The organism is Acidocella facilis ATCC 35904 (genome assembly GCF_000687875.1).
Lineage (GTDB): Bacteria > Pseudomonadota > Alphaproteobacteria > Acetobacterales > Acetobacteraceae > Acidocella > Acidocella facilis.
The window spans coordinates 39,750-63,042 of record NZ_JHYG01000012.1 but is presented as its reverse complement, the minus strand read 5'-3'; the positions used below and the strand labels follow the sequence as shown (position 1 = coordinate 63,042).

The following is a 23,293-nucleotide window of genomic DNA, read 5'->3' as shown; positions in this document are numbered from 1 at the left end:
GGGGTAAAGATGCAGGCCGAGCCGCCACCGCGGATCACCATCCTGGCTCTGCTGGTGGCCGGGACGAATTTCATGGAAAATCTGGACGCCACCGCGATCACCCCGGCGGTGCCGCAAATGGCGCGCAGCTTCGCGGTGCGGCCGGTGGATCTGAATAGCGGCGTCAGCGCCTATATGCTGACACTTGGCATTTTCATGCCGATCAGCGGCTGGATGGCGGAGCGCTTCGGCGCGCGCCGGGTGTTCGGGCTGGCGATCGCGCTGTTCACCCTGGCCTCGCTGCTCTGCGGGCTGGCGCGGGGGCTGGATGAATTCGTGCTGTTGCGCATCCTGCAAGGCGTTGGCGGGGCGATGATGACGCCGGTGGGCCGGCTGGTGGTGCTGCGGGTGACGCCGAAGGCGCGACTGATCGATATTTTCGCCTGGCTGGTCTGGCCGGCTTTGGTGGCGCCGGTGCTGGGGCCGCCGCTGGGCGGGCTGCTGGTGGACCATGGCGGCTGGCGCTGGATCTTCTACCTCAATTTGCCGCTGGGGGCGGTGGCGTTCGGGCTGGTCTGGTGGCTGGTGCCGGATACGCGCGGGCCGCATCCGGCGCGGTTCGACAGGCGGGGCTTTCTGCTGTCCGGGCTGGCGCTGGTCTGCCTGCTGACGATGGCGGAATTGTTCAGCCGCGCGCGGATCCCCTGGCGGGAGGTGGCGGCCTTGGGGTTCGCCGGGGGCGTGCTGCTGGCCGCCGCCCTGCTGCATATGCGCAACCATGCCGCCCCCTTGCTGGATCTGTCCGTGCTGCGGGTAAAAAGCTTCGCGGTGACCATTCTCGGCGGCGGCCTGTTCCGGATGAGCGTGGGCGCGGTGCCCTTCCTGCTGCCGGTGATGTTCCAGATCGGGCTGGGCTATGACGCGTTCACCGCCGGCACCCTGCTGATGGCGGTATTCGCGGGCAATCTGCTGATCAAACCGGCGACGACGCCGATCCTGCGGCGCTTCGGGTTTCGCAATGTGCTGATCTTCAACGGGCTGCTCAACGCGCTCGCCCTGGCCTGTTGCGCCGGGCTGGGGCGGTTCATGCCGCTGCCGGTGATCTGCGCGATTCTGTTTCTGGGCGGGGCGACGCGTTCGATGCAGTTCACGGCGTTGAACACCATCGCCTTCGCGGATGTGCCCCAGGCGCGGATGGCCGGGGCGAATACGCTGTTTTCCACCGCCGCGCAGCTGGCGATGGGACTCGGCGTGGCGGTGGGGGGCATCGCCTGGCGGCTGGGCGAGGCGCTGGCGCCGGCGGCCCCGGCCTGGCCGTTCCGCATCGCCTTCCTGGTGGTGGCGCTGCTGGCGCTGCTCGGGGTGCTGGATTGCCTCTCCCTGCCGCGCGGCGTGGGGGCGCATGTCAGCAAGGGAAAAAACTGAGGGTTCAAGCCGCTGGGTCTGGCGGTTCTGCGGCCAGGTGGCATATCGGAACTTGGTTTTATGATAGAATGAAGATCAGGATTTGCGGCTGTCCGTCGGCGCTTGCGATTGCCAGCCGGGCTTAAATTTGGAAAGGAGCGGGCCATGTCCGCCGTGCTCGACCGTGCCCTGAATATTCTGGAATGTCTCGCCCACAGCCCGGGGGGGCTGCAGCTTTACGTCATCGCCGAGCGGCTGGACATGCCGCGCAGCGCCACCCACCGGCTGCTCGCCGATCTGGCCCGGCTCGGCTATGTCGAGCAGGATCCGGTTTCGGAAATCTACCGGCTGACGCTGAAGATTTCCGCGATGGGGCAGGTTTTCCTGTCGCTGAACGGGATTCTGGATATCGCCCAGCCGATCCTGGAGGCGCTGGCGGCGAAGGCGGAGGAGCTGGTGCGGCTTTCCATCGTCAGCGATGAGCGGCTGACCTGGGTGGCGCGGGCGCAAGGGGCGCGCACCGGCTTTCGCTACGACCCTGATGCGGGGGCGCAGGCGCATCTCGCCTCCACCTCCTCCGGCCATGCCTGGCTGTCCACCATGTCCGACGAGGAGGCGGTGCGGCTGGTCAGCCTGCAGGGCTTCGGCGATCCGCGGCAGCTCGGGGTGAACGCGGTGATGACGGTGCAGGCGCTGCTGCAGCGTCTGCAGGTGGCGCGGCGCGATGGCTATGCGCTGGTGGTGGAAAGCTCCGCCCCGGGCCTGTCGGCGATTTCCACCCCGGTACGGACCCGAGAGGGGACGCGCACCATCGGCGTGCTGAGCATCGCCGGCCCGTCCATGCGTCTGCCGGAGGAGCGGCTGCGGCAGCTGGCGCCGGACCTGCTGGCGGCGGCGGCGGAGCTTTCGGCGGCCAGCCTCGGCTCCGCCTATTTCGGCGGCACCTGGCGGCTGGGCCAGGAGGCGGCGCCGGGCTGAGAGGTTTTGCGGCGGCCTGCTACAGCGCGCCGGTGAGATGGGTGGCGGCGGCGTAGGCGAAGGCGAGGCCCGGCCCGATGGTGATGCCCGGCCCTGGATAGACGCCGCCCATGACCGACTGCATGTCGTTACCCACCGCGTACAGGCCGGGCAGGGGCGTGCCGTCCTTGCGCATCACCTGGGCATATTCATTGGTGACCAGCCCGGTGGCGGCGCCGATATCGCCGGGCAGCAGCCGCACCGCATAGAAGGGCGCGGTGGCGATGCGGCCGAGATTGGGGTTGGGGCCGTGCGTGGCGTCGCCATTGACGCGGTGATAGGCGCTGGTGCCGCGGCCGAATTCCGCGTCCACCCCGCTCGCGGCATAGTCATTCATCCGGGCGACGCTGGTTTGCAGCCCTTGCGCGTCGATGCCGAGCCTGCCGGCGAGGGCGGCGAGGCTGGGGGCTTCGACCAGATAGCCATCCGCCAGAAACGGCTTCAACCCGCGCCCGCCGGGGCGCACCATGCCCAGCCCGTATTTGCGCAAGGCAGTGGCATCCGCGATCAGGAAGGCCGGGATGCTGGGGCTGTGCCGATGCGCCGCATACATGGCGCGGGTGAAGAGATGGTAGGAGGTGGCTTCGTTGACGAAGCGCCGCCCCGCCGCGTTCACCACGATGGTGCCGGGCTTGCCGCGATCGAGCACGAAATGCGGAAAGACGGCGATGCTGCCATCCGCGCGGCGGCGGGTGGAGACCGGGGCCCAGAAGGCATTGTCCAGCGTGCCCTCGCCATAATGCGCGCCCAGCGCCAGCGCCATGTCGTGGATGCGGCCGGTATGGCCCGGGGCGCCGGGGGAATAAGCGGCGGTCGGCTGGGGCAGCATCTCCGGCCGGCGGGTGGGGTGGCGGTTGAAGCCGCCGCTCGCCATCACCACGCCGCGCCTTGCCGTGATGTCGTATATGCGGCCGTTCTGGCGCAGTTTGATGCCGGTGACGCGGCCGTTTTCGGTGAGCAGCGCCTCGGTCTCGGCCTGGGTGACGATCTCCGCCCCCGCCGCGTCCAGCGCGGCCAGCAGCCGGCCGATCAGCGCGTTGCCCATCACCAGCCGGGTGCCGCGCTTATGGGTGAGGCGGTCTATGCCGTAGCGGCCAATGAGTTTGGCGGCGTAGAGGAAGCTCTCCGGGTTTTTCGTCATCTTCAGCAGATGCGCGATGTCGTCGCGGTCGATCATCAGCCCGCCGAGAATGGTGAATTCCGGGATGGGCGGGCGGATCAGCGCCAGGCGCTTGCCGAGGGCGCGCCCATCGAAGGGCAGCGGCTCCAGGGCGCGGCCGCGCAGGCTCGCCCCTGGCGCTTCCTGGATATAATCAGGGTGCAGCGGCCGGGCGCGCAATTGCACCTGGGTCTCGTTCTGCAGCCTGGCGATGGCTTGCGGGCCCCAATGCAGAAAGGCCTCGCGCATCGCCGCGCTGGCATGGTTGCCGACCGTCTCGTTCAGGAATCTCCTGGCCTGGGCGATATCGTCCGGCGGCGCGCCGACGCTGGCGGCGAGCGGCGAGCCCGGCACCCAGATGGTGGCGGCGGAAAAGGCGCTGGTGCCGCCGAGATGCGCGGTGCGCTCCACCAGCAGGGCGGAGAGGCCATTGAGCCGGGCGAACAGGCAGGCGGCCATGCCGGCGGCGCCGGCGCCCAGCACGATGACATCGTAGGCGGATTTCATGCGAAAGCCTCCTCCGCCAGTTTCTTCGAGGCGGCCAGGCAATCCTTAGCCCAGTTCAGCGGCCCGCGCGCCGGGGCGAGGCGGATATTGGGCATCTCGACACTCAACGGCAGATCGGCCGGCAGAGCGCGGAGCATGCCGGTCATGTCGATGCCGCCCGTGCCGGGGAGCAGACGCTCCTGCCGCGCGGTATGGATCAGGCCCTCGACTGTGGCGGGGATCTCGGCCGGGGCGTCGCAGATCTGGGCGTAATGCAGCAGCTGGCGCGGAATTGCCGCCACAGCGGCCGGGCCGCCGGGGCTGCGGGCGTAATGCAGCGCATCCACCAGAATGCCGGCATTGGCGGGCTGGCCGGCCTGCTCCACCAGCCGGCGCGCGGCGGCGATGTCCGACACCGCGGTCCAGGGCATGAACTCGATATCCGCGGTGAGGCGGCGCGCGGCGGCGGCGGCGCAGAGCGCGGCATAGCTGGCGGCGAGGCGGGAGGGGGCGGGATCGTCCCCCGCCACCAGCACGGCGCGCGCCCCCAGCGCGGCGGCGGCGTCCAGAAATGGCAGTGCCGGCGCGATCTGGAAATCCGGACCAAGGCGGATGATCTCGACATCGAAGATTTCGAGGCCGGTCGCTCGCAGGCGCGCGCGCGTGTCGCGCAGCAGCGCCGGGCTGGCGGCGAGATCATAGAACAGGCCGCCGGGTGCGGCGGGGCGCAGCCGCAAGCCGGCATGGCTGTAGCCGGCGGCGGCGGCGGTTTCCACCAGCGCGGGCGGGTCCAGCTCCAGCAGGGTGAGATGGGCGAGGGCGTAGCGGCGCATCTCAGGCCTCCCGGTTTTGGTGGCCGGGCGGCGTGTAGAAATCCAGCATCAGCGCGCACACGCCGTTGAACATCTCCACCCCGGTGCGGGTGCGGCAGCCTTGCGCGCGGGCGGCTTGCAGGAAGGGGGTTTCCTCCGGAGCGGTGATCACGTCGGCCGCGACCATCGCCGGGGAGAGGCGGGTAATGTCCACCGGCAGCGGATCATCGGCGCGCATGCCGGCGGGGGTGGCGTTGACGACGATGTCGAACCCGGTGGGGTCGGCGCTGCCGGGGCAGGTGCGGCCATTGGCGGCGGGGGCGAGCAGGCTGAGCAGCGCCGCGCGCCGGGCGGGATTATCGTCATGCACCGCCAGCGCCGCGACCCCGGCCTCCAGCAGCGCCAGCGCGATGGCACTGCCCGCCCCGCCGGCGCCCACCAGCAGCACGCGCTTGCCCGCCGGCGTGCCGCCGCCGGCGATGAGCGAGGTGACAAACCCCTCGCCGTCGAAAATATCGCCGTGCCAGCCGCCATCCGGGCGCCGGCGCAGCACATTCACCGTGCGCAGCAGAAGCGACCGCGCGGAGGTGCTGGCGCACAGCGAATAGAAGGCGAATTTATGCGGCACGGTGACGATGAGGCCGGTGAGGTTTCTGGCCGCCGAGATGCCGGCGACGAAGCCGGTGAGATCCTCCGGGGTGACATGGAAGGGCACGACGACGGCATTCAGCCCGCGCGCCATCAGCCCGGCCGTCATCCCGGCGGGGGATTTCACTTGGGCGATCGGGTCGCCGACGATGCCGATGACCGCGCTGGCGCCGCTGAGCAAAGAGAGAGTGTTCATTCTGGAGTTTCCTTCGGCCGGGAGGCTCAGCGCAGCGGTGAAATGGCGGTGGGCACGTAGAGGCCGGCCTGCATCTCCGGCGTCAGCCAGACCGCGCTGCGCGGCGGCCAGACCCCGGTGGCGACCGATTCAGCCCGCCTGGCGAAGCGGGCATTGGCATCCGCGTAGGGCCAGATATGGGTGATGCGCGGCGTGCCATCCAGCCCGTAGAGCGCGATGGTGAGCGGGGAGAGGGCGGTACGCCCCGGCAGTTTTTCCGCCCAGCCCTCGAAGGTCGGCAGCAGACCGCCGGGTTTCAGAACATAGCTGCGGATTTCATAGATCGCGCCGAAGGCGCCGGGCGCGGGGGCGGGCATGTTTGGGAAGGGGGCGTAGCTCTCCATCTCCAGCCGGGTGAGCCAGGACGCCGCGCCGAACGGGTTGCTGGCGGCCAGGCCACGCTGGCGTTCGCGCAGCATCTCCGCGTCATTTTCGAATTCGCGCAGCAGCACCAGCCGGTTGAGGGCGCCGACATCGGCGAGCCAGGCGCCGAGCAGGCGGCCTTCACCCTCCCGCACATAGGCCTCTACCCCGGGCAGGGCATTGGCGGCGCTGCCCATCTGCAGGGACAGGGTGGCGAGTTCGTAGCGTTTGCTCATGGTCTAACTTTCCTGATGATCGGCGATGAAATGCGCGGCGAGCCAGCCGAAGGTCATCGCCGGGCCGAGGGTGATGCCGCCGCTGGGGTAATGCCCGCCCATGATGCTCGCCATGTCGTTGCCGACCGCGAACAGGCCGGGGACCGGCTGGCCGGCCGCATCCAGCACCCGGGCATGCTCGTCCGTGTTCAGCCCGGCGAAGGTGCCCAGACTGCCGGGGACGATTTTCACCGCATAGAAAGGCGGTGTGGCGATGGGGGCGAGGCAGGGGTTGGGGCTGATCCGCGCATCTCCGCCGGCGCGCTGGAACGGCGTGCCGCCACGGCCGAAGGCACGGTCCTCACCGCTGGCGGCATCCGCGTTATGGGTGGCGATGCTGTCCGCCAGGGCGGCCGCATCGATGCCGCAGGCGACGGCGAGGGCGGCGAGGCTTTTGCCGCGCTTGAGATAGCCGTGGCGCAGATAAAAGCCCTTTGGCACCGGAAACGGTTTCACCGCGCCCAGCCCGTAGCGATGGAGAAACCGGGAATCGCAGATCAGCCAGGCCGCCACGCTCTGGCCGGATGGGGTGGCGGCGAACAGGGCGCGCATGAAATCATGATAGGGCCCGGCTTCGTTGACGAAGCGCCTGCCATCGGCGGTGACGGCGATGAGGCCGGGCTTGGCGCGGTCGATCAGATGCGGATACCGGCCGACGCTGCCGTCGCGCCGTGGCGGCAGGGAGACCGGCGCCCAGGCGCCGGCATCCGCCAGATCCGCGCGGACCTGCCCGCCCGCCTGCTCGCCAAGCCGCAAGCCCGCGCCGTTATTCTCCACCGGCGCCGCCGAGGCGTGCGGGGTGCCGGCGCGGACATGGCCGAACAATGTTTGCTGGCGCAGCGCATCATGCGGAAAGCCACCCGTGGCGAGAATCACCGCCCGGCGCGCGCGAATGGCGCAGGGGCCGTGCGGGGCGTTGAAGAGCGCGCCCGCGACCCGGCCCTGTTCGATGATCAGCCGCTTTGCTTCGAGATTTTCATGCAGGCCGATATCCAGATCCGCCGCCGAGCGCAGCAGCCGCGCCGCCAGGGCGTTGCCGTTGACCAGCTGCATGCCGCGCCCATGACGCAGGCGCTGCGCCAGATGCCGGCCGAAGCGCCGGGCCACATGCAGGAAGGAGGCGAATGTTCGGGTGGCGTGCAGGAAATGATAGAGATCCGCGCCGGCGGCGATGCCCATGCCGCACAGCGTGGTTTCCGGTATCGGCTGACGCAGCCGGGGCAAAAGCGGCCCCAGCTCGCGGCCATCATAAGGGGCGGCGACCATGGAGCGGCCGCCCTTCACGGCGCCGGGCAGATGGCCGTGAAAATCCGGCACCGAACTGCCGGGCAGGAATTTCACCGCGGTCTGGCTGGCGAAAAACGCCGCCATGCGCGGTGCGGCGCGCAGATAGGCGTCGATCTTGCGGTCGTCATACTGGTTGCCCAGCACCGCGCGCAGATAGAGCCGGGGCGCGTCCTCGGGCTCCTCAAACCCGTCGGCGCGGACGGCGTGATTATGCGGCACCCAGAGCCAGCCGCCGGAATAGGCCGTGGTGCCGCCGAATTGCGGCGCCTTTTCCGCGACCAGCACCCGCAGCCCGCGCGAAGCGGCGGTGATGGCGGCGGCGAGCCCGGCGCCGCCGGAGCCGATCACCAGCACATCCACCTGCGCGGGCAGGGGGGGCGATTGATAGGCTGGTGTCTGCTGCATGTCCCCTCGATCCGCCCTGCAATGAACCCGACGTTTAATTATTGAAGGGTCTAGTATCAGATTATAATCTGGAATACAATTCCAATTTATCGATGATCACGAACGCTGAAACCGGGGGGAGGCAAAATTCTCTGTTGTAATCTGGTTCCCTCCTGTGATACGGGCGAGGAAGGGTTAAACAATAAGCAATCAACGCCAAGGGAGCGCGCTTAAAGATAACTAAACAGATGTTACATAAATCGGGTTAAAAGCCCGATCATCCGCTGACCAAAGACGATTTAGTACAAACCATAAAGCAATAAAATCAAGCGAGGGAACCATGGACCAAGACCAGATTCAGCCTGTTTTCACCACGGGCCGCCGCCGCCTGCTGGGTGCCGCCGCCGGGGTCGCGACGGGCTGCGCGCTGGCGATGCCGCATATCGCGCGCGCCGCCGCGCCGATCCGCATTGGCCTGTTGCAGGCGAAGGAAGGCTCCATCGCGGTGCAGGCGGAATATCTGCAGCGCGGTACATTCCTGGCGCTGGAACAGATGAACAACCAGCTGCTGGGCCAGCCGGCGGAGATTGTGTGGGTGGACGAACCTTCCGCCCAGGGTGCGGCGCAAAATGCGTTGCAGCTGATCCAGCAAAACAATGTCGTGGCACTGCTGGGTGGGTCGCTGAGCTCCAACGCGCTGGCGGAGGAAGCTGTTGCGGGGCAGCATAAGATCCCCTTCATGATCAATAACGCCGCGGCGGAGGAGATCACCGGCGCGAAATGCAATCCCTACACATTCCGGCTGCAGCCGCCGGTGCCGGTGCAGGCGGCGGCGATGCTGCCTTACCTGCAAAGCATCGGCAAACGCTGGTACTTCCTGACCTCCGCCTACGCATTCGGGCAGGATATCGCGGCCTCCTTCAAGACGCTTCTGAAGGGCATCGGCGGGACGGTCGTCGGCGATGATTCGGTGCCGATGGGCAGCAGCGATTTCAGCTCCTATATTCTGAAAATCCGTGAGGCGAAGCCGGATCTGGTCATTGGCGGGCTGACCTCGGCGGATCTGTCGAACTTCCTAAAACAATGGAAGCAGTTCGGCCTGGCGGACAAGATCCCGTTCACGGAAATCGCGGTCGGCGATACCGATCTCTGGGCCGTGGGTAAGGAGAATGTCGCGGGCACCTACACGACCCTGTGGTATTACAAGGACCCGAACAACTCCCCCTCCGACAAGGCCTTCGCCGCCGCCTTCCAGAAGAAATACGGCAAGCCCGCCGCCGACAAAGCCTGGATGGGCTGGTATTCGGCGAAGATCATGTTCGAGGCGATCAACAAGGCCGGCTCCACCGACCCTGACGCGATCGTCCATGCCCTGCAGAACTGGCAGGAGCAGGATGGCGGCATCACCGTGCATTTCGACAAATGGAACAACCAGCTGGTGCATCGCTTCCTGGTTGTCGGGGTGAAAAAGAACATACCCGACGATTACGATTATTTCGATGTTCTGCGGTCGATTCCCGATTCCGACGCGGCGGCGCAAAAGGCCTTCGGCACCGCGGCCGACAGCGCCTGCCACATGACGCCGCTTTAAAGCCGAGGAGCTGGCGCCATGCTCGATATGATGATCATGCAGGCCGGAAACGGCCTCGCATTGGGGTTTCTGTACGTTCTTATCGCCCTCGGGCTGTCGATCATTTTTGGATTGCTCGGAATCGTCAATTTCGCGCATGGCGTGTTCTTCGCCCTGGGCGCGTATTTTTCGCTCACTTTGTTCAATCTGATGGGCTGGTGGGGCGTGCCCTTGGCGTTGGCGATTGTCTGCGTCATCGGCATGATCACGGAAGTTCTGTTGATCCGCAGGCTCTACGACAAGGAGCCGCTGGTGAGTCTGATCGTCACCTTCGCGCTGGCATTGCTGGCGCAGGCGGTCATTCGCGCGGTGTGGGGCGCGCAGGGGCAGCCTTTCAACGCGCCGGGCTGGCTGAATGGCGTGATCATCGCTGGACCGTTCATCATCGCCAGCTATCGCATCGCGATCATGGTCTGCGCGGTGGTGATTTTGCTGGCCTTCTGGGCGTTCATGAATTTCACCCCGTTCGGTCGGGTGCTACGCGCCGGCTCGCGTGATCCGCAGATGGTGCAGCTGCTCGGCATCAATCTGCCGCACGTGCTCACCGGCACCTTCGGGTTGGGATGTTTGCTGGCGGCGATTGCGGGTTTGCTGGCCGCGCCGATCTGGACCGTGGCGCCGACGATGGGTACCGATGCGATCATGCCGGCCTTCGTCGTGGTGACGATCGGCGGGCTCGGCTCCTATGCCGGGGCCATCGTCGCCGGGCTGGCGGTGGGGCTGGTGCAGGCCTTGACTATTCAATTCATGCCGGATGCTTCGACCGCGGCGATGTACGTGCTGATGGCGATTGTGCTGCTGCTGCGTCCGCGCGGTCTGTTCGGCGAGCAATGGGAACGTTTTGAATGAACGCCGCGATGAAACATCCTGTTTTGATTCTGAGCGCGGTGCTGGTGGTGCTGGGCATCGCGGCACCCAGCCTGGGCATGCCGCTGAGCAAGCTGACCGAGATCGTGATCTATGTTCTCTACGGGCTCGGCGTGAACATGCTGGTGGGCTATACCGGGCTGGTGCCGTTCGGCGCCTCCGTGTTCTTTGGCTGCTCCACCTACTTCGTCGCGATCTTCATGCTGCGCACGGGGGGCAATGAGGTCGTGGCGCTGGGCGTCGCGGTGCTGGGCTCGCTGCTGCTGGCATTGCTGCTGGGGCTGTTGATTCTACGCCGGCGCGGCCTGTATTTTTCGTTGCTGACCCTGGCGGCCTCACAGATCGCCTTCGAGGTGGCGTTCAAATGGACGGCGCTGACAGGCGGTGAGAACGGCTTGCAGGGCGTTTCGCTGAGCATGCTCACCACGCCGCTGCGGCTTTATATGTTCACCGCCGGGGTCGCGGTGGCCGTGGCCTGGGGCCTGTGGCGGCTCGCGCATGCGCCGTTCGGGCGGGCCTTGCAGGCGCTGCGCGACAATGAGCAGCGCATGTCCTGCCTGGGCTATAACACCGCGCATCTGAAACTTGCCGCCTTCTGCCTGTGCGGCGCGGTGGTGGGGCTGGCCGGTGGCCTGCTGGCGTTGCTGCTGCAGGGCGCCTACGCGGATAATCTCGGCTGGGAACATGCGGGCGATGCGCTGCTGATGACGGTGCTGGGCGGGGTGCACCAGTTTCTCGGACCGCTCTGGGGGGCGATCGCGTTCGTCACCTTGCAGGACCGGCTTTCGCTGTTCACCGCCAATTGGTGGCTGATTTTCGCGCCGATCATCATGGGTTTCGCGTTGGCGTCGCCGGAAGGCATCCAAGGTCTGGCGCAGCGTCTGCTGGGCCGGCAGAGCTGGACGCTGACCCGCAACGCCATCCCCAACCGCCCGGATGTGATCGCGCCCTACCAACCGAGGGTGAAGCAGATGGATCTGAGCCAGCCGGTACTGACGGTGCGCAATCTCACCAACCGGTTCGGCTCGCTCTATACCGCGCGCAATATCGATCTCGACGTGATGCCCTGCCAGCTGCACAGCTTCATCGGCCCGAACGGCGCCGGCAAGACGACGTTTTTCAATCTGCTCACCGGCCTGCTGCAACCGACGGAGGGGCGCATCAGCCTGGCCGGGCGCGATATCACCCGGTTGAAGCCTTATCAACGTGTGCGGCTGGGGCTCAGCCGGTCATTTCAGATTGTCAGCGTGTTCAAGAATCTGACGGCGTTCGAGAATGTGCGCATCGCCGTGCAGCGCCGCCACAAGCCGCGTTTTGCGCAGCTGCTCGTCGATGCCTACCGGATGGACCAGGTGAATGCGCGGACCTGGACGCTGCTGGCGGCGGTGGGGCTGGAGCAGCGGGCGGCGGAGCAATGCGTCAATCTCTCGCATGGCGAACAGCGCCTGCTCGAAATCGCGATTTCCTTGGCAACGGATGCAAATTTGCTGTTGCTGGATGAGCCCCTGGCCGGGTTGGCGCAGGCGGACCGGCAGGTGGTGGGCGCGCTGATCCGGCGCTTGGCGGAAGCGCATGCTGTGCTGCTGATCGAGCATGACATGGACCGGGTGCTGACATTGTCTGATCGCATCACGGTTCTGCACCAGGGCGCCTTGATCGCCGATGGCAAGCCGGCGGATGTGGCGGCGAACCCGGCGGTGATCAGCGCCTATCTCGGGGCTGAGCGGGAGGCGGCGCAGGAGGTGCACGCGCCGGAGCCGAGTGCGCCCGGCAAGCCGGTTCTGGAAGTGAAGGCCCTCACCGCCGGCTATGCGGGGAGCGTGGTGATCGACAAGGTCAGCTTCACCCTGCGCGAAGGCGAGGCGCTGGCGATTCTGGGGCGCAACGGCGTGGGCAAGACCACGACGCTGAAAAGCCTGATGGGCGCGGTGGAGATTTCCGGCGGCGAGGTGCTGCTGGATGGTCAGGCGATCACCGGCCGCAAGCCTTTTGAGATCAACCGGCGCGGCATTTCGCTGGTGCCGGAAGGGCGCAGGCTGTTTCCCAACCTCACCGTGCTGGAGAATCTGCGCCTGGCGACGCGCCCGGGCGGCGCCACGCTCGATGAGGTCTACGCGCTGTTTCCGAAATTGCAGATCCTGGCGAAATCGCGCGCCTCGTCGCTCTCCGGTGGCGAGCGGCAGATGGTGGCGGTGGCGCGCGCGCTGATGGTGCCGAGCCGCGTCATTCTCCTTGACGAGCCGTTTGAAGGGCTAGCGCCCGCGGTGGTCAAGGAGGTGATGGAGGCGGTGGTGAAGCTGCGCCGCAAAGCCAGCCTGATCATCGTCGAGCATCATGCGGAATCGGTGCTCTCGATCGTGGATCGTGCGGTGGTGCTGGTGAATGGCGAGGTGGCGTATGATGGCACGGCGCAGGCACTGGCCGCCGACGAAGCCTTGCAGGCGAAACTGCTCGGCGTGGTGAATCCCGAAGCCGCTTAGCGCGAGGCGGGTTCACACCCGTCCGCGCTGAGCATGTTTTGGCGAGACCGGATGCGGGCAACGCATCCGGAAGGTGGGACTCGTCCCTCAATAATCCAATAACAGGAGGTTTTATGAAGACGACATATTTGCGGCAGGCCATTCTGAGCGGGGTGGCGAGCTTGAGCTTCGCCGTGGCGGCGCATGCCCAAACCACGACGCAGGATAATTTCCTCAACAGCCTGCTCACCCGCAAGACCATGACCGGCGACTGGAATGGCGGCCGCACCCGGCTGAAAGAAGCCGGGCTGACCTTCAAGGGTTTCTATGACGGCAATTTCGCCGATGCGATGTCCGGCGGCAAGCGCACCGGCAATGGCTATGCGCAGCAGCTGGGCATCGGCGTGGATGCCGATATGGGCAAGCTGTTTGGGCTTGAGGGCGGCACCTTGAGCGTTGGCTTCAACCAGCGCCAGGGGCGCTCGGTGAGTTCGGATTTCATCGGCAACAGGCTCGCCGTGCAGGAAGTCTATGGGGCCGGCGAGACGCTGCGCGTCACCGAACTCTCCTATACGCAGAATTTCGCGCACGGGCTCGTGCAGACGAAAGCTGGCTTCTATCCGATGGGCAATGATTTCGCCGGCATCGAGGATGGGTGCGATTTCATGAATGTCGGCTTCTGTGCGCATGCGCAGAACCTGCCGGCCTCCTCCGGCTGGTCCGATTACCCGACCGGCAAATGGGGCGGGCGCATCAAGCTGTCGCCGACACCTTCGCTCTACATCGAAACCGGCATCTATGACGTAAATCCGGGCTATTATCAGAAGAATAACGGGCTGAAGGTCAGCACCTCCGGTTCCACTGGCGCGCTGATCCCGCTTGAGGCCGGCTACAAGGTCAATCTCGGTGGGCTGCCCGGCCTGTATAAGGTCGGTGCCTATTACGACACCAGCGATGCCGCCTCCGTCACCAACGCCTCGGATATGCAAAGCGGGCGCTACGGTTTTTATGCCATCGCCAACCAGATGCTGGTGAGCTTCGGCGGGCCGAAGCGTGGGCTGATCGCGATCGGCATGGTCTCCTACTCCGATCCTTCCACGGCGCTGTTTCAGGGCTCCGTGCTGGGCGGGTTGATCGCGCAGGGGCCCTTTGCCGCGCGGCCGCAGGATTTCATCGATGTCGGCTATGTCCGCGCCATCCTGAACAAGCGCGTGGTTGATGCGAAGGAAGCCGCGAACGCGACGCTGACCAATCTTTCCACCGGCGAGGGTGTGCTTGAAATCGGCTATGGCTTCCAGGCGACGCCCTGGCTGCAGATCCATCCCAATGTCCAATATGTGATGGATCCGGGGACCTTCTCCTACTCCCATATCCCCAATGCCTGGGCCTTCGGGTTGCAGGTAAAAGCCACACTCTGAACCAACATCTCCACCGCCCTTTGCAAAAAGGGCGGTTTTTTTCTGGATGCGAGGCAATGCGATGAAGCCGGCGATCGATTTCTATTGTTATCACCGTTATTTCGGCGAGATCTATCCCGGGCTGGAACAGGATCCTGGCACGCGCATCACGCTGGATGAGGCGCTGCACCGCGCGGTCTCGCTCGGCGTTGCCGGGGTCTCCATCGAAACCTGTTTTCTGCCAGAATTTAGCGCGCGCGATGCCGATGCGCTGGGGCGCAAACTGGACAGGCTGGGGCTGGAGCGGATCTGGGCCTGGGGGCATCTCTCGGGGCTGGGCTCGGGCGGTGCGCCGGAACGGTTGCGGGATTTGCGGGATCATATCGAGATCGCGGCGCGCGTGGGGGCCAGGGTGATGCGCATCTGCTGCGGCAGCCGCCTGACGCGCCCGGCGGAATGGTCCCGCCACAAGGCCGCGCTGCTGCCCTTGCTGCATGAGGCGGTGGCACAGGCGCGGGCGCATGAGGTTGTATTGGCGATCGAGAATCACATCGATTTTCTTGCCGATGAGCTGGTGGAGCTGATCGAGACCATCGGCTCGCCCTGGCTGGGTGTCTGTCTGGATACCGGGAATACTCTGCGCATGCTGGAGGACCCGCTGCAGGCGGCGCTGAAGCTCGCCCCTTATGCACGGGCGACGCATGTGAAGGATGTGAGGGCGCGCGCGGGGGATCCGCGCAGCTTCGCCTTCTGGCCCAGCGTGCCGCTCGGGCAGGGGCTGATTGATCTGCCGGCGATTTTCGCGGCCCTGCGTGCGCATGGCTATGATGGGCTGCTGGCGCTGGAGATCGATTATCTCGACCCGGCCTACACGAGCGACGCGCAGGCGATGGCGCAGAGCCTGGATTATATGCGCGGGCTGCTGGCGCGCGCATGATAAAGGGCCGGCCAGATGCTGGCCGGCCCTGCTGTGATAGGCGCGGATCAGTCGCGATGCGCGAGCACGATCGGCTTCAGCTCGCCGATGCCGAAAATCCAGGCCAGCGCGCCAACCAACGCCACCAGGCCGACGAACACCAGCGCGCCGACGAAGGAGCCGGTATCCTGCACGATGAAGCCGATGACGATGGGGATGACGATGCCGGAGAGATTGGCGGCGGCGGAGAACAGCCCGCCTAGCAGGCCGAGCTTGCCGACCGGCGCGATTTCCGAGAGCACCGACCAGCCGGAGGAGGACATCGCCTGGCAGAAGAAGGCGAAGGAGAGGATGGCGATGACCAGCGTATCGGACTGCACATAGTTGCAGGCGATGATGGTGGAGGCGCCGAGCAGCCCCATGATCACCGGCAGCTTGCGCGCCAGGCCCAGCTTGGCGCCGCGGGCGAGCATGAAGTCCGACAGCACGCCGGCGAAGAGAATGCCGAAGAAGCCGGCGATGTAGGGCAGGGACGCGAAGAAGCCAACCTTGATCCAGCCCATATGCCGCGCCGTGGCGAGGTAGGTGGGGAACCAGGTGAGGAAGAAGATGAAGGTGGAATAGACCGCGAACTGGCCGATCAGCAGCCCCCAGACCTGACGGTGGCGCAGCATCTCGCCCATATCCGCCCATTTGAATTTGGAACCGGAGACGCCCTTGCCGGTGAGCCCGCCGCCGGCGGCGATATGCTCCAGCTCCGCCGCGCCGACGCTGTCGCTCTCCTGCGGATCACGATATTTGAAAATCCAGACGGCGCCGACCAGCAGCCCGGCGAGGCCGGTGATGATGAACAGGGACTGCCAGCCATAGCTCTTCAGCAGCCAGAACAGCCCCGGCGTGAGAAAGCCCAGCCCGACATATTCCGCCGCGGTATAGACGCCGATGGCCCGCGCGCGCTCCTTGCGCGGAAACCACATGCCGACGATGTTGCTGTTCGCCGGAAAGCAGGGCGCTTCCGAAAACCCAAGGCCCACGCGCAGACCGATGAATCCCGCCACCGACGAGGCAAAGCCCTGCGCCAGCGTGAACAGCGACCAGAAGGTCAGCGCCAGGAAATAGATGATGCGGTTGCCGAAGCGGTCCAGCATGATCCCCACCGGCACCTGGGCGATGAAATAGCTCCAGGAGAAGGCGGAAAACACGATGCCCATCAGCGCCGCGTCGATATGCATTTCGCCGCGGATGCTGGGGGCGGCGATGCCGAGGATGGCGCGGTCGAGATAATTCACCAGCACGGCGGCGCAGACCAGCGCCAGCATGAAGAAGCGGACCTTGCCGACGCGCGTGGCGCCGGCGGCCCGCACCCCGGTTGAGGTGATGTCGGACATTATGAACTCCCTAGATTTGAACGATTTATAAATGTTTCGGCGTGGCCTTGCGAGCGTCAGCCCGCGAAGCTGGCCAGCATGCGTTCGGCATCGGGTTCGCGGCCGGTGAACAGGCGGAAGGCGGAAACGGCCTGGAACACCGCCATGCCGCCACCATCGCTCACCTGGCAGCCGAGGGCGCGGGCGGTTTGCACCAGAGCGGTCTCCAGCGGAAAATAGACGATCTCCGCCACCCACAGGCTGGGGCGCAGCAATTCGGCGGCCAGCGGCAGGCCCGGATGCGCTTCCATGCCCATCGGCGTGCAATTGACCAGCCCGGTGGCGGTTTGCAGCGGCGCATCCGGGGTGAGGGCGGCTTCGATGGCGACACCCGGAAACAGCGGCGCATAGCGCGCGGCCAGGGCCTCGGCGCGGGACAGGTCAGCGTCGATCAGGGTGAGTTTTTTCGTGCCCAGCTTCAGCAGCGCGTAGGCCACGGCACTGCCGGCGCCGCCGGCGCCGATCTGCACGGCGTGGGTCATATCGGCATCGCCGAGGCGGCGGCGGAAGCTTTCGGAAAAGCCCGACCAGTCGGTATTATGGCCGATGCGCTGGCCATCGCGGAACAGCACGGTGTTCACCGCCCCCAGCGCCCGCGCATCGGGAGAAAGCTCGCTCAGCAGCGGGATGATCGCCTGCTTGCAGGGATGGGTGACATTGACCCCGGCATAGCCCGCCGCCTCGATCTCGGCGACCAGCCGGGGCAGGTCCGCGACCGACAAATTGCGTTCATGCAGATCGAACAGATCGTAGCGGATGTTCAACCCCTGCGCTTGGCCTTCCTGCATGTGCAGGCGCGGGGTGCGCGAGGGGCCGATGCCCTCGCCGATCAGCCCCAGCAGCGTCTGGCCGCTGGATGTGGCGGGGCGGATGGTGGTGACGGCCGGGGAGAGATGAACCATGTATGTTATGACCCAAGCGAGTAACAGCGTCGGCAACGCTGCCAGAGTAGGAGAGCGTGAAAAAAGACGCTAATCTAGCCGTGACGACCAATGACCAGCCTCTGCTGGATTTTTAGTAACTAACCAAATAGAACATTTCAAGCAGTTTTTTTCCGCCTCGGGTCGCGGATGATGATATATAATGCCGGTAAGGAGGGTGTACGCCTTGAATATATTACAGACTCAACCGAAATCCATCGCCACCGTGTCACTGTCTGGTACATTATCGGATAAGCTGGAGGCAGCCGCGGCGGCCGGGTTCGAGGGCGTGGAAATCTTCGAGGCGGATCTTCTGGCCTTCGATGGCACGCCGCGCGATGTCCGCCGCATGGCCGAGGATCTCGGCCTGGCGATTTTCATGTTCCAGCCCTTCCGTGATTTCGAGGGCATGGGCGCGGCGCAGCTCCGGCGCAATCTGGACCGCGCGGCCCGCAAATTTGATGTGATGGCCGAGCTGGGCACGGATCTGCTGCTGCTCTGCTCCAATGTGCAGCCGCATGCGGCGGGCAATCCGGCGGCGTTGACGGCGGAGTTGGCGGAGCTGGCGGAGCATGCCGGCACGCGGGGGCTGCGCATTGCCTATGAGGCGCTGGCCTGGGGAACGCATGTGAAATTCTGGCGCCAGGCGTGGGAGCTGGTGCAGCGCGTCAGCCATCCGGCGCTCGGTCTGGCGCTGGATAGTTTTCACACGCTCTCGCTCGGGGATTCGCTGGCGGGGATCGAGCGTGTGCCGGGCGAGAAGATCTTTTTCATCCAGCTCGCCGATGCGCCGAAGCTCTCGCTGGATGTGCTCTCCTGGAGCCGGCATTACCGCAATTTCCCTGGCCAGGGCGATTTCGATGTGGCCGGCTTTACCCGCGCGGCGCTGGATGCCGGGTATAAAGGGCCGCTCAGCCTGGAAATCTTCAATGATAATTTCCGCGCCGGCCCCACCCGGCCGACCGCGCTGGATGGGCTGCGCTCGCTGATCTGGGTGGAGGCGCAGGCCGGGCGTACCCAGCTGCCGCGCCCGCCGGAGCTGGGCGGCGTCGCCTTCATCGAATTCGCGGTGGATCACAGCGCCGGCGTGGCGCTGGGCGCCTATTTGAAGGCGATGGGCTTCACCCGGGCGGGCCAGCATCGCTCAAAAGCGGTGGAGCTTTACCGGCTGGGCGGGGTGAATATCGTGCTCAATGCCGAGCCGGACAGCGCCGCCTCCGAGCATTTCGTGCTGCACGGACCCTCGGTCTGCGCCCTGGCGCTGCAGGTTGATGACGTGCAGGCGACCCTGGCGCGGGCGCAGGCCCTGCTCTGCCCCACCTGGAGCGAGCGCACCGGCCCGGGCGAGCATCGCATTCCCGCCGTGCGCGAGCCGGATGGAACCTTGCTCTATCTGGTCGATGAGGCGGCCTCGCGGCAGATGTGGCAGGATGATTTCGACCTCGCCCCGGCGCCGGAGGAGGCCGGGCCGGTGCGGATCGACCATGTCGCCCAGGCGCTCAATCCGGGCTCCATGGACCGGTTCATCCTGTTCTACCGCACCTTGTTCAACCTGGTGGCCGAGCCGACCATCGAATATGCCGACCGTTTCGGGCTGGTGCGCTCGCGGACGATGAAAAACGCCAGCGGCAGCGTGCGCATACCGCTGAACATCTCGGAGAGCCCCTCCACCGAAACCGCGCGCTTTGTGGCCGCCGGGGCCGGGGCGGGGGTGCATCACATCGCGCTGGCGGTCGGCAATGTGGAGCAGGCGGCGGCGCAGGCGGAAACGGCCGGCCTGGCGCCGGTGCCGATTCCGCTGAATTATTATGAGGATCTGCAGGCGCGTTTCGGGCTGGAGGAGGGCCAGCTGCGGCGGATGCAGGCGCATGGCGTGCTGTATGACCGCGATGCCGGCGGCGAGTTCTGGCATGCCTACCTGCCGCATTTCCAGGGGCGGTTTTTCTTCGAGCTGGTGGAGCGCCAGGGTTATGAAGGCTATGGCGCCAGCAATGCGCCGATCCGTCTGGCGGCGATGGCGCGGCGGCTGGCGGTAAGTGAATCAGCCGGGGTTGGTCATCAGTAGCAGGATGGAATCCGCAATATGGCGGCGATGGCGCTCGCGCGTTTGCGGGGCGCCGAAATCGATGCTGAACAGCGTGCCGAAGGTGGCGCGGTTGGAGACACGGTAGAATGACAGCGCGCTGATCATCATGTGCAGCTCGCGCGCTTCGATCTGGCGCTTGAACACCCCCGCTTTGTAGCCGCGCTGCAGAATGTCGCTCAGCACCTCGATCGCCGGGCTGTTGGTGCGGCGCAGATCCGGCGCGTCCTGGATATGCGCCCCGTTATGGATGTTCTCGATCATCACCAGCCGGACGAATTCCGGATGCGCGTCATGATAATCGAAATTGAATTCAACCAGCCGGCGCAAGGCGGTTTCGGGATCGAGCTTGTCCAGCTTCATGCCGGATTCGATCTCGCGGATGCCGGCATAGGCGCGCTCCAGCACCGCGGTATAGAGCCCCTCCTTGCTCTCGAAATAATAATAGATCATCCGCTTGGTGGTGGAGGTCCGCGCCGCGATCGCATCGACCCGCGCGCCGGACAGCCCGTACTTGGCAAATTCATCGGCGGCGGCGTTGAGGATATCCTGCCGCGTGCGCTCCGGGTCGCGCGTTCTGGTGCTGGGCGCCGGTGTTTCGGCCTGCGCCGCAGGGTTGTCTTTGGTCATGTCCCGCCTTGCCAATCGGATAGGGTTAGCGATCTATCATGACCCTGCCAGGGGGCAAAGACCAATGCGGGGCGCCAGCGCGGCCTGCCGAAGCCGCGCCAAGACAAACCTGTCTCTAGCCGACGCGATGCACCCAGCCATACGGGTCGTCGCTCTGGCCGCGCTGGATCTGCACCAGCTTGTCCTTCAGCGCTTTGGTGGTGGCGCCGGCATGGGCGCCATCGCCGATCACCACCTCGCCGCCGGAGAATTTGAACTTGCCGATCGGCGTGACCACCGCGGCGGTGCCGCAGGCGAAGGCCTCGCGCAACCGGCCGCTGGCGGCATCCTCGCGCAGCTGCTGGAAGGAATAGGCCTCCTCGCGCACGCGCAGCCCGGCGGCGCCGGCCAGGGTGATCAGCGAATTGCGGGTGATGCCCGGCAGGATGGTGCCGCCCAGCGGCGGGGTGAGCAGGGAGCCGTCCTCGAACACGAACATCATGTTCATGCCGCCCATCTCCTCCAGCCAGCGATGCTCGGCCGCATCCAGGAAGGCGACCTGGTCGCAGCCCTGGGCGCTGGCCTCGGCCTGCGCCAGCAGGCTGGCGGCGTAATTGCCGCCGCATTTCGCGGCCCCGGTGCCGCCCGTCGCCGCGCGGCTGTAATGTTCGCTCACCCAGACGGAGACCGCCTCGGCGCCGCCCTTGAAATACCCGCCCACCGGGCAGGCGATGACGGCGTAGATGAAGGTTTTCGACGGCCGCACGCCCAGGAACGCCTCATTGGCGAACATGAAGGGGCGCAGATAGAGGCTCTTGGTCGGATCGTTGGGCACCCAGTCCCGGTCGGCGCGGATCAGTTGCTCGATCGATTCAACGAACAGCTCGCTGGGCAGGTTCGGCATCGCCAGGCGCTCGGCGGAGTCCTGGAAGCGCTTGGCATTTGCCGTCGGGCGGAACATCGCGATCTCGCCGGAGGGGAGGCGATAGGCCTTCAGCCCTTCGAAAATCTCCTGCGCATAATGCAGCACCGCCGCCGCCGGATGCAGGGTGATCGCCTCGCGCGCCTGGATCCTTGCATCATGCCAGCCTACGCCCTGGGTGTACTCGATCACCGCCATATGGTCGGTGAAGGAGGTGCCGAAGCCGGGATTTTCCAGCACCGCGGCGCGCTCGGCCGCCGGCAGCGGCGCGGCGTTTGGAATATGTGCAAAGCTGATACCAGAGTTCACGATACGATCTTTCGTTATTCACCCACTGAAAGCAGGTTTGTAATAAAGCAGCCTTCCCGTGAAGACAGTCGCCGTCATGGCTGCCTTGTTGAGAAGAGAGATCTTGGGGCACGCGCCCAGGCCCGGACCGCCGCGCCCGGCCATTCCTTACCCCGAAGCTCTTCCTGCCGAAAGCCGTTGCGTGCCTCAGCCGCCCAGCTGGAAGCCCTCGCGCACCGCGGCGCTGACCAGGCGGACATGATCATCCATCAGCCATTGGCCGATCTGCGCGCTGGCGCCACGCGCATCCGCCAGCACGCCGCTTGCGCGCAGATAGCCGGGCGGCGGCGGGTGAATGTCGTAGGGCGGAAACTGCGCCCGGCCTTCCTGCGGGATTTTCTCCACCGCCACCAGATCCGGGCGCAGCAGCAGCATCAGCGAGGTTTCGATCAGGCTGGCATGTTCCAGCTCGGTGCCGGGGAACCCGTCCGGGAAAATCCTGTCCAGCGTCGCGGGCGTGACGAAATCCCAATATTCCAGCCGCATCGCGGTGACATCGCGGATGCCTTCGGCGCGCAGGTCGCGCAGCGCCAGATCCAGCCCCTCGACCGACGGCCAGGCATTTTCGAAATGCCCGTTGAGGATGACGAAGCGCCGCGCCCCATGCAGCCCCATATCGCGGATGACATCGCGGATGGTGTGGCTGAAGGTGGCGGCATCCAGGCTGGCGGTGCCCGGAAAGCTCTGCCCGCCGCCGGAGCGGGGCATGGATTTATAGCCGTAATTCAGCGTGGGCGCGACCAGCCCGCCGACCAGCCGGGCGACGCGTTCGGCCACACCCGTCGGCAGGATCACATCGACATTCAGCGGCAGATGCGGCCCGTGCTGTTCGGTGGCGCCGAGCGGCAGGAAGATGATGGCGCCGGCCTGGATCCTGGCCTCCCATTCCGGCCAGGACAATTCCGCCATGAACACGCTTTCAACCATTCGCAAGGCTCCTTGGACGTTGTGATGAGAGGGGGGCAGGTTTCAATGCATCGCGGCGCCGCCATCGGCGCTGTAGCACTGGCCGGTGACGAAGCTGGCGGCTTGGCTGGCGAGAAACAGGATCACCGCGGCCACCTCTTCCGGCCGGCCGATCCGCCCGAGCGGGTTGCCGGTTTCCAGCGCCTGCAGCGCCGGGCTCATCGCCGCGAAATTCAGCAAGGGGGTGTCGATCGGCCCGGGGGCGACGGCGTTGACCCGAATATCCGGCCCCAGCTCGCGCGCCCAGGAGCGGGTCAGCCCCAGCATCGCCGCCTTGGTGGCGCAATAGCCGGAGGCTTCGGCGCGGCCCAGAAAAGCCAGCTCCGAGGCGAGATTGATGATCGACCCGCCTTTGGCGATGTGCGGCAGCGCGGCGGCGGCCACCAGCATCGGCCCGCGCAGATTGACGGCGACCATCCGGTCCAGCCGCGCCAGATCCAAAGCCGCGAGCGGGGCGTCATATTCCACCCCGGCGGCGTTCACCAGCACATCGAACCCGCCCAGCCGCGCGGCGGCCTGCGCTACCGCGGCCGCCACTGCCTCCGGGCGGGTGAGGTCGGCCTCCACCCAAGGCACCTCCGCCGGCGGCGGGGCGATATCCAGCCCGATCACCGCATCCCCGGCGGCGAGAAAGGCGCGGGAAGTGGCCAGGCCGATGCCGCTGGCCGCGCCGGTGACTAGCGCGCGCATGGGCATCTGA

At 66.1% G+C, this 23,293-nt stretch carries 19 protein-coding genes; 8 read left to right on the top strand and 11 right to left on the bottom strand.

Annotated features, from left to right (window positions below):
- Positions 1–9 precede the first annotated feature (9 nt).
- Both T331_RS0113915 and T331_RS0113910 read left to right on the top strand, forming a co-directional pair.
- Entirely contained in the window at positions 10–1,404 is a 1,395-nt protein-coding gene (locus T331_RS0113915) for an MFS transporter (RefSeq protein WP_026440465.1), read from the top strand.
- 144 nt (positions 1,405–1,548) lie between these two features.
- Positions 1,549–2,361 (top strand): IclR family transcriptional regulator, encoded by an 813-nt coding sequence (locus T331_RS0113910; protein WP_026440464.1) that lies wholly within the window; start codon positions 1,549–1,551, stop codon positions 2,359–2,361.
- Positions 2,362–2,380: 19 nt separating this feature from the next.
- Here T331_RS0113910 and T331_RS0113905 read toward each other — a convergent pair whose 3' ends face one another.
- From T331_RS0113905 to T331_RS0113885, 5 genes are read right to left on the bottom strand one after another with little or no spacing between them, the layout of a single operon-like run.
- A complete protein-coding gene (locus T331_RS0113905) occupies positions 2,381–4,066 on the bottom strand; it encodes an FAD-dependent oxidoreductase (RefSeq protein ID WP_026440463.1) in 1,686 nt (561 codons plus the stop codon).
- Entirely contained in the window at positions 4,063–4,878 is an 816-nt protein-coding gene (locus T331_RS0113900) for a sugar phosphate isomerase/epimerase family protein (RefSeq protein WP_026440462.1), read from the bottom strand. The genes T331_RS0113905 and T331_RS0113900 overlap by 4 nt, the downstream gene beginning before the upstream one ends.
- A gap of 1 nt (position 4,879) precedes the next feature.
- Positions 4,880–5,701, bottom strand: coding sequence for a shikimate dehydrogenase family protein (locus T331_RS0113895; RefSeq protein WP_026440461.1), 822 nt, complete (start codon positions 5,699–5,701; stop codon positions 4,880–4,882).
- A 26-nt stretch (positions 5,702–5,727) separates the two neighbouring features.
- On the bottom strand, positions 5,728–6,339 hold the full coding sequence (locus T331_RS0113890) for an NIPSNAP family protein (RefSeq protein WP_026440460.1): 612 nt from the start codon (positions 6,337–6,339) through the stop codon (positions 5,728–5,730).
- Between the two features lie 3 nt (positions 6,340–6,342).
- The gene (locus tag T331_RS0113885) at positions 6,343–8,070 is read right to left on the bottom strand and encodes an FAD-dependent oxidoreductase (protein ID WP_035180222.1); all 1,728 of its coding nucleotides are present in this window, start codon (positions 8,068–8,070) and stop codon (positions 6,343–6,345) included.
- Positions 8,071–8,389: 319 nt separating this feature from the next.
- Between T331_RS0113885 and T331_RS0113880 the strand changes: the two genes are divergently transcribed.
- From T331_RS0113880 to T331_RS0113860, 5 genes are all read left to right on the top strand, one after another.
- Entirely contained in the window at positions 8,390–9,640 is a 1,251-nt protein-coding gene (locus T331_RS0113880) for an ABC transporter substrate-binding protein (RefSeq protein ID WP_008493841.1), read from the top strand.
- Positions 9,641–9,658: 18 nt separating this feature from the next.
- Positions 9,659–10,528: a branched-chain amino acid ABC transporter permease gene (locus T331_RS0113875; RefSeq protein WP_008493842.1), complete on the top strand. Its 870-nt coding sequence runs from the start codon at positions 9,659–9,661 to the stop codon at positions 10,526–10,528.
- Positions 10,529–10,536: 8 nt separating this feature from the next.
- Positions 10,537–13,026, top strand: coding sequence for a branched-chain amino acid ABC transporter ATP-binding protein/permease (locus T331_RS0113870; RefSeq protein WP_026440458.1), 2,490 nt, complete (start codon positions 10,537–10,539; stop codon positions 13,024–13,026).
- A 113-nt stretch (positions 13,027–13,139) separates the two neighbouring features.
- The gene (locus T331_RS0113865; RefSeq protein ID WP_051622389.1) at positions 13,140–14,423 is read left to right on the top strand and encodes a carbohydrate porin; all 1,284 of its coding nucleotides are present in this window, start codon (positions 13,140–13,142) and stop codon (positions 14,421–14,423) included.
- A 46-nt stretch (positions 14,424–14,469) separates the two neighbouring features.
- The gene (locus T331_RS0113860; protein ID WP_244876965.1) at positions 14,470–15,339 is read left to right on the top strand and encodes a sugar phosphate isomerase/epimerase family protein; all 870 of its coding nucleotides are present in this window, start codon (positions 14,470–14,472) and stop codon (positions 15,337–15,339) included.
- Positions 15,340–15,386: 47 nt separating this feature from the next.
- Here the strand turns inward: T331_RS0113860 and T331_RS0113855 are convergent, their stop codons facing one another.
- Together T331_RS0113855 and T331_RS0113850 are read right to left on the bottom strand one after the other, a co-directional pair.
- Positions 15,387–16,706: an MFS transporter gene (locus T331_RS0113855; protein WP_026440455.1), complete on the bottom strand. Its 1,320-nt coding sequence runs from the start codon at positions 16,704–16,706 to the stop codon at positions 15,387–15,389.
- A gap of 56 nt (positions 16,707–16,762) precedes the next feature.
- Positions 16,763–17,647 carry a shikimate dehydrogenase gene (locus T331_RS0113850; RefSeq protein WP_051622388.1) on the bottom strand — a complete coding sequence of 295 codons (885 nt, stop codon included), beginning with the start codon at positions 17,645–17,647 and terminating at the stop codon, positions 16,763–16,765.
- A gap of 205 nt (positions 17,648–17,852) precedes the next feature.
- Here T331_RS0113850 and T331_RS0113845 point away from each other — a divergent pair, with 205 nt between their 5' ends.
- A complete protein-coding gene (locus T331_RS0113845) occupies positions 17,853–19,730 on the top strand; it encodes a bifunctional sugar phosphate isomerase/epimerase/4-hydroxyphenylpyruvate dioxygenase family protein (protein ID WP_026440453.1) in 1,878 nt (625 codons plus the stop codon).
- Here the strand turns inward: T331_RS0113845 and T331_RS0113840 are convergent.
- From T331_RS0113840 to T331_RS0113825, 4 genes are all read right to left on the bottom strand, one after another.
- Positions 19,707–20,378: a TetR family transcriptional regulator gene (locus T331_RS0113840; protein ID WP_026440452.1), complete on the bottom strand. Its 672-nt coding sequence runs from the start codon at positions 20,376–20,378 to the stop codon at positions 19,707–19,709. The two genes, T331_RS0113845 and T331_RS0113840, sit on opposite strands and share 24 nt — an antisense overlap.
- Before the next feature lie 115 nt (positions 20,379–20,493).
- Positions 20,494–21,588, bottom strand: coding sequence for a branched-chain amino acid aminotransferase (locus T331_RS0113835; RefSeq protein ID WP_026440451.1), 1,095 nt, complete (start codon positions 21,586–21,588; stop codon positions 20,494–20,496).
- A gap of 186 nt (positions 21,589–21,774) precedes the next feature.
- Positions 21,775–22,554 (bottom strand): creatininase, encoded by a 780-nt coding sequence (locus T331_RS0113830; protein ID WP_026440450.1) that lies wholly within the window; start codon positions 22,552–22,554, stop codon positions 21,775–21,777.
- 42 nt (positions 22,555–22,596) lie between these two features.
- A complete protein-coding gene (locus tag T331_RS0113825; RefSeq protein ID WP_081822263.1) occupies positions 22,597–23,283 on the bottom strand; it encodes an SDR family NAD(P)-dependent oxidoreductase in 687 nt (228 codons plus the stop codon).
- Between the last annotated feature and the right edge of the window lie 10 nt (positions 23,284–23,293).

Excerpts from the sequence above, each read along its gene's own strand:
- T331_RS0113860 (WP_244876965.1), top strand. The coding sequence starts at position 14,470 with ATGCGAGGCAATGCGATGAAGCCGGCGATCGATTTCTATTGTTATCAC.
- T331_RS0113825 (WP_081822263.1), bottom strand. The coding sequence starts at position 23,283 with ATGCGCGCGCTAGTCACCGGCGCGGCCAGCGGCATCGGCCTGGCCACT.
- T331_RS0113840 (WP_026440452.1), bottom strand. The coding sequence starts at position 20,378 with ATGACCAAAGACAACCCTGCGGCGCAGGCCGAAACACCGGCGCCCAGC.
- T331_RS0113900 (WP_026440462.1), bottom strand. The coding sequence starts at position 4,878 with ATGCGCCGCTACGCCCTCGCCCATCTCACCCTGCTGGAGCTGGACCCG.
- T331_RS0113890 (WP_026440460.1), bottom strand. The coding sequence starts at position 6,339 with ATGAGCAAACGCTACGAACTCGCCACCCTGTCCCTGCAGATGGGCAGC.
- T331_RS0113915 (WP_026440465.1), top strand. The coding sequence starts at position 10 with ATGCAGGCCGAGCCGCCACCGCGGATCACCATCCTGGCTCTGCTGGTG.
- T331_RS0113895 (WP_026440461.1), bottom strand. The coding sequence starts at position 5,701 with ATGAACACTCTCTCTTTGCTCAGCGGCGCCAGCGCGGTCATCGGCATC.
- T331_RS0113880 (WP_008493841.1), top strand. The coding sequence starts at position 8,390 with ATGGACCAAGACCAGATTCAGCCTGTTTTCACCACGGGCCGCCGCCGC.
- T331_RS0113865 (WP_051622389.1), top strand. The coding sequence starts at position 13,140 with ATGAAGACGACATATTTGCGGCAGGCCATTCTGAGCGGGGTGGCGAGC.
- T331_RS0113855 (WP_026440455.1), bottom strand. The coding sequence starts at position 16,706 with ATGTCCGACATCACCTCAACCGGGGTGCGGGCCGCCGGCGCCACGCGC.
- T331_RS0113870 (WP_026440458.1), top strand. The coding sequence starts at position 10,537 with ATGAAACATCCTGTTTTGATTCTGAGCGCGGTGCTGGTGGTGCTGGGC.
- T331_RS0113850 (WP_051622388.1), bottom strand. The coding sequence starts at position 17,647 with ATGGTTCATCTCTCCCCGGCCGTCACCACCATCCGCCCCGCCACATCC.
- T331_RS0113830 (WP_026440450.1), bottom strand. The coding sequence starts at position 22,554 with ATGGTTGAAAGCGTGTTCATGGCGGAATTGTCCTGGCCGGAATGGGAG.
- T331_RS0113885 (WP_035180222.1), bottom strand. The coding sequence starts at position 8,070 with ATGCAGCAGACACCAGCCTATCAATCGCCCCCCCTGCCCGCGCAGGTG.
- T331_RS0113875 (WP_008493842.1), top strand. The coding sequence starts at position 9,659 with ATGCTCGATATGATGATCATGCAGGCCGGAAACGGCCTCGCATTGGGG.
- T331_RS0113910 (WP_026440464.1), top strand. The coding sequence starts at position 1,549 with ATGTCCGCCGTGCTCGACCGTGCCCTGAATATTCTGGAATGTCTCGCC.
- T331_RS0113905 (WP_026440463.1), bottom strand. The coding sequence starts at position 4,066 with ATGAAATCCGCCTACGATGTCATCGTGCTGGGCGCCGGCGCCGCCGGC.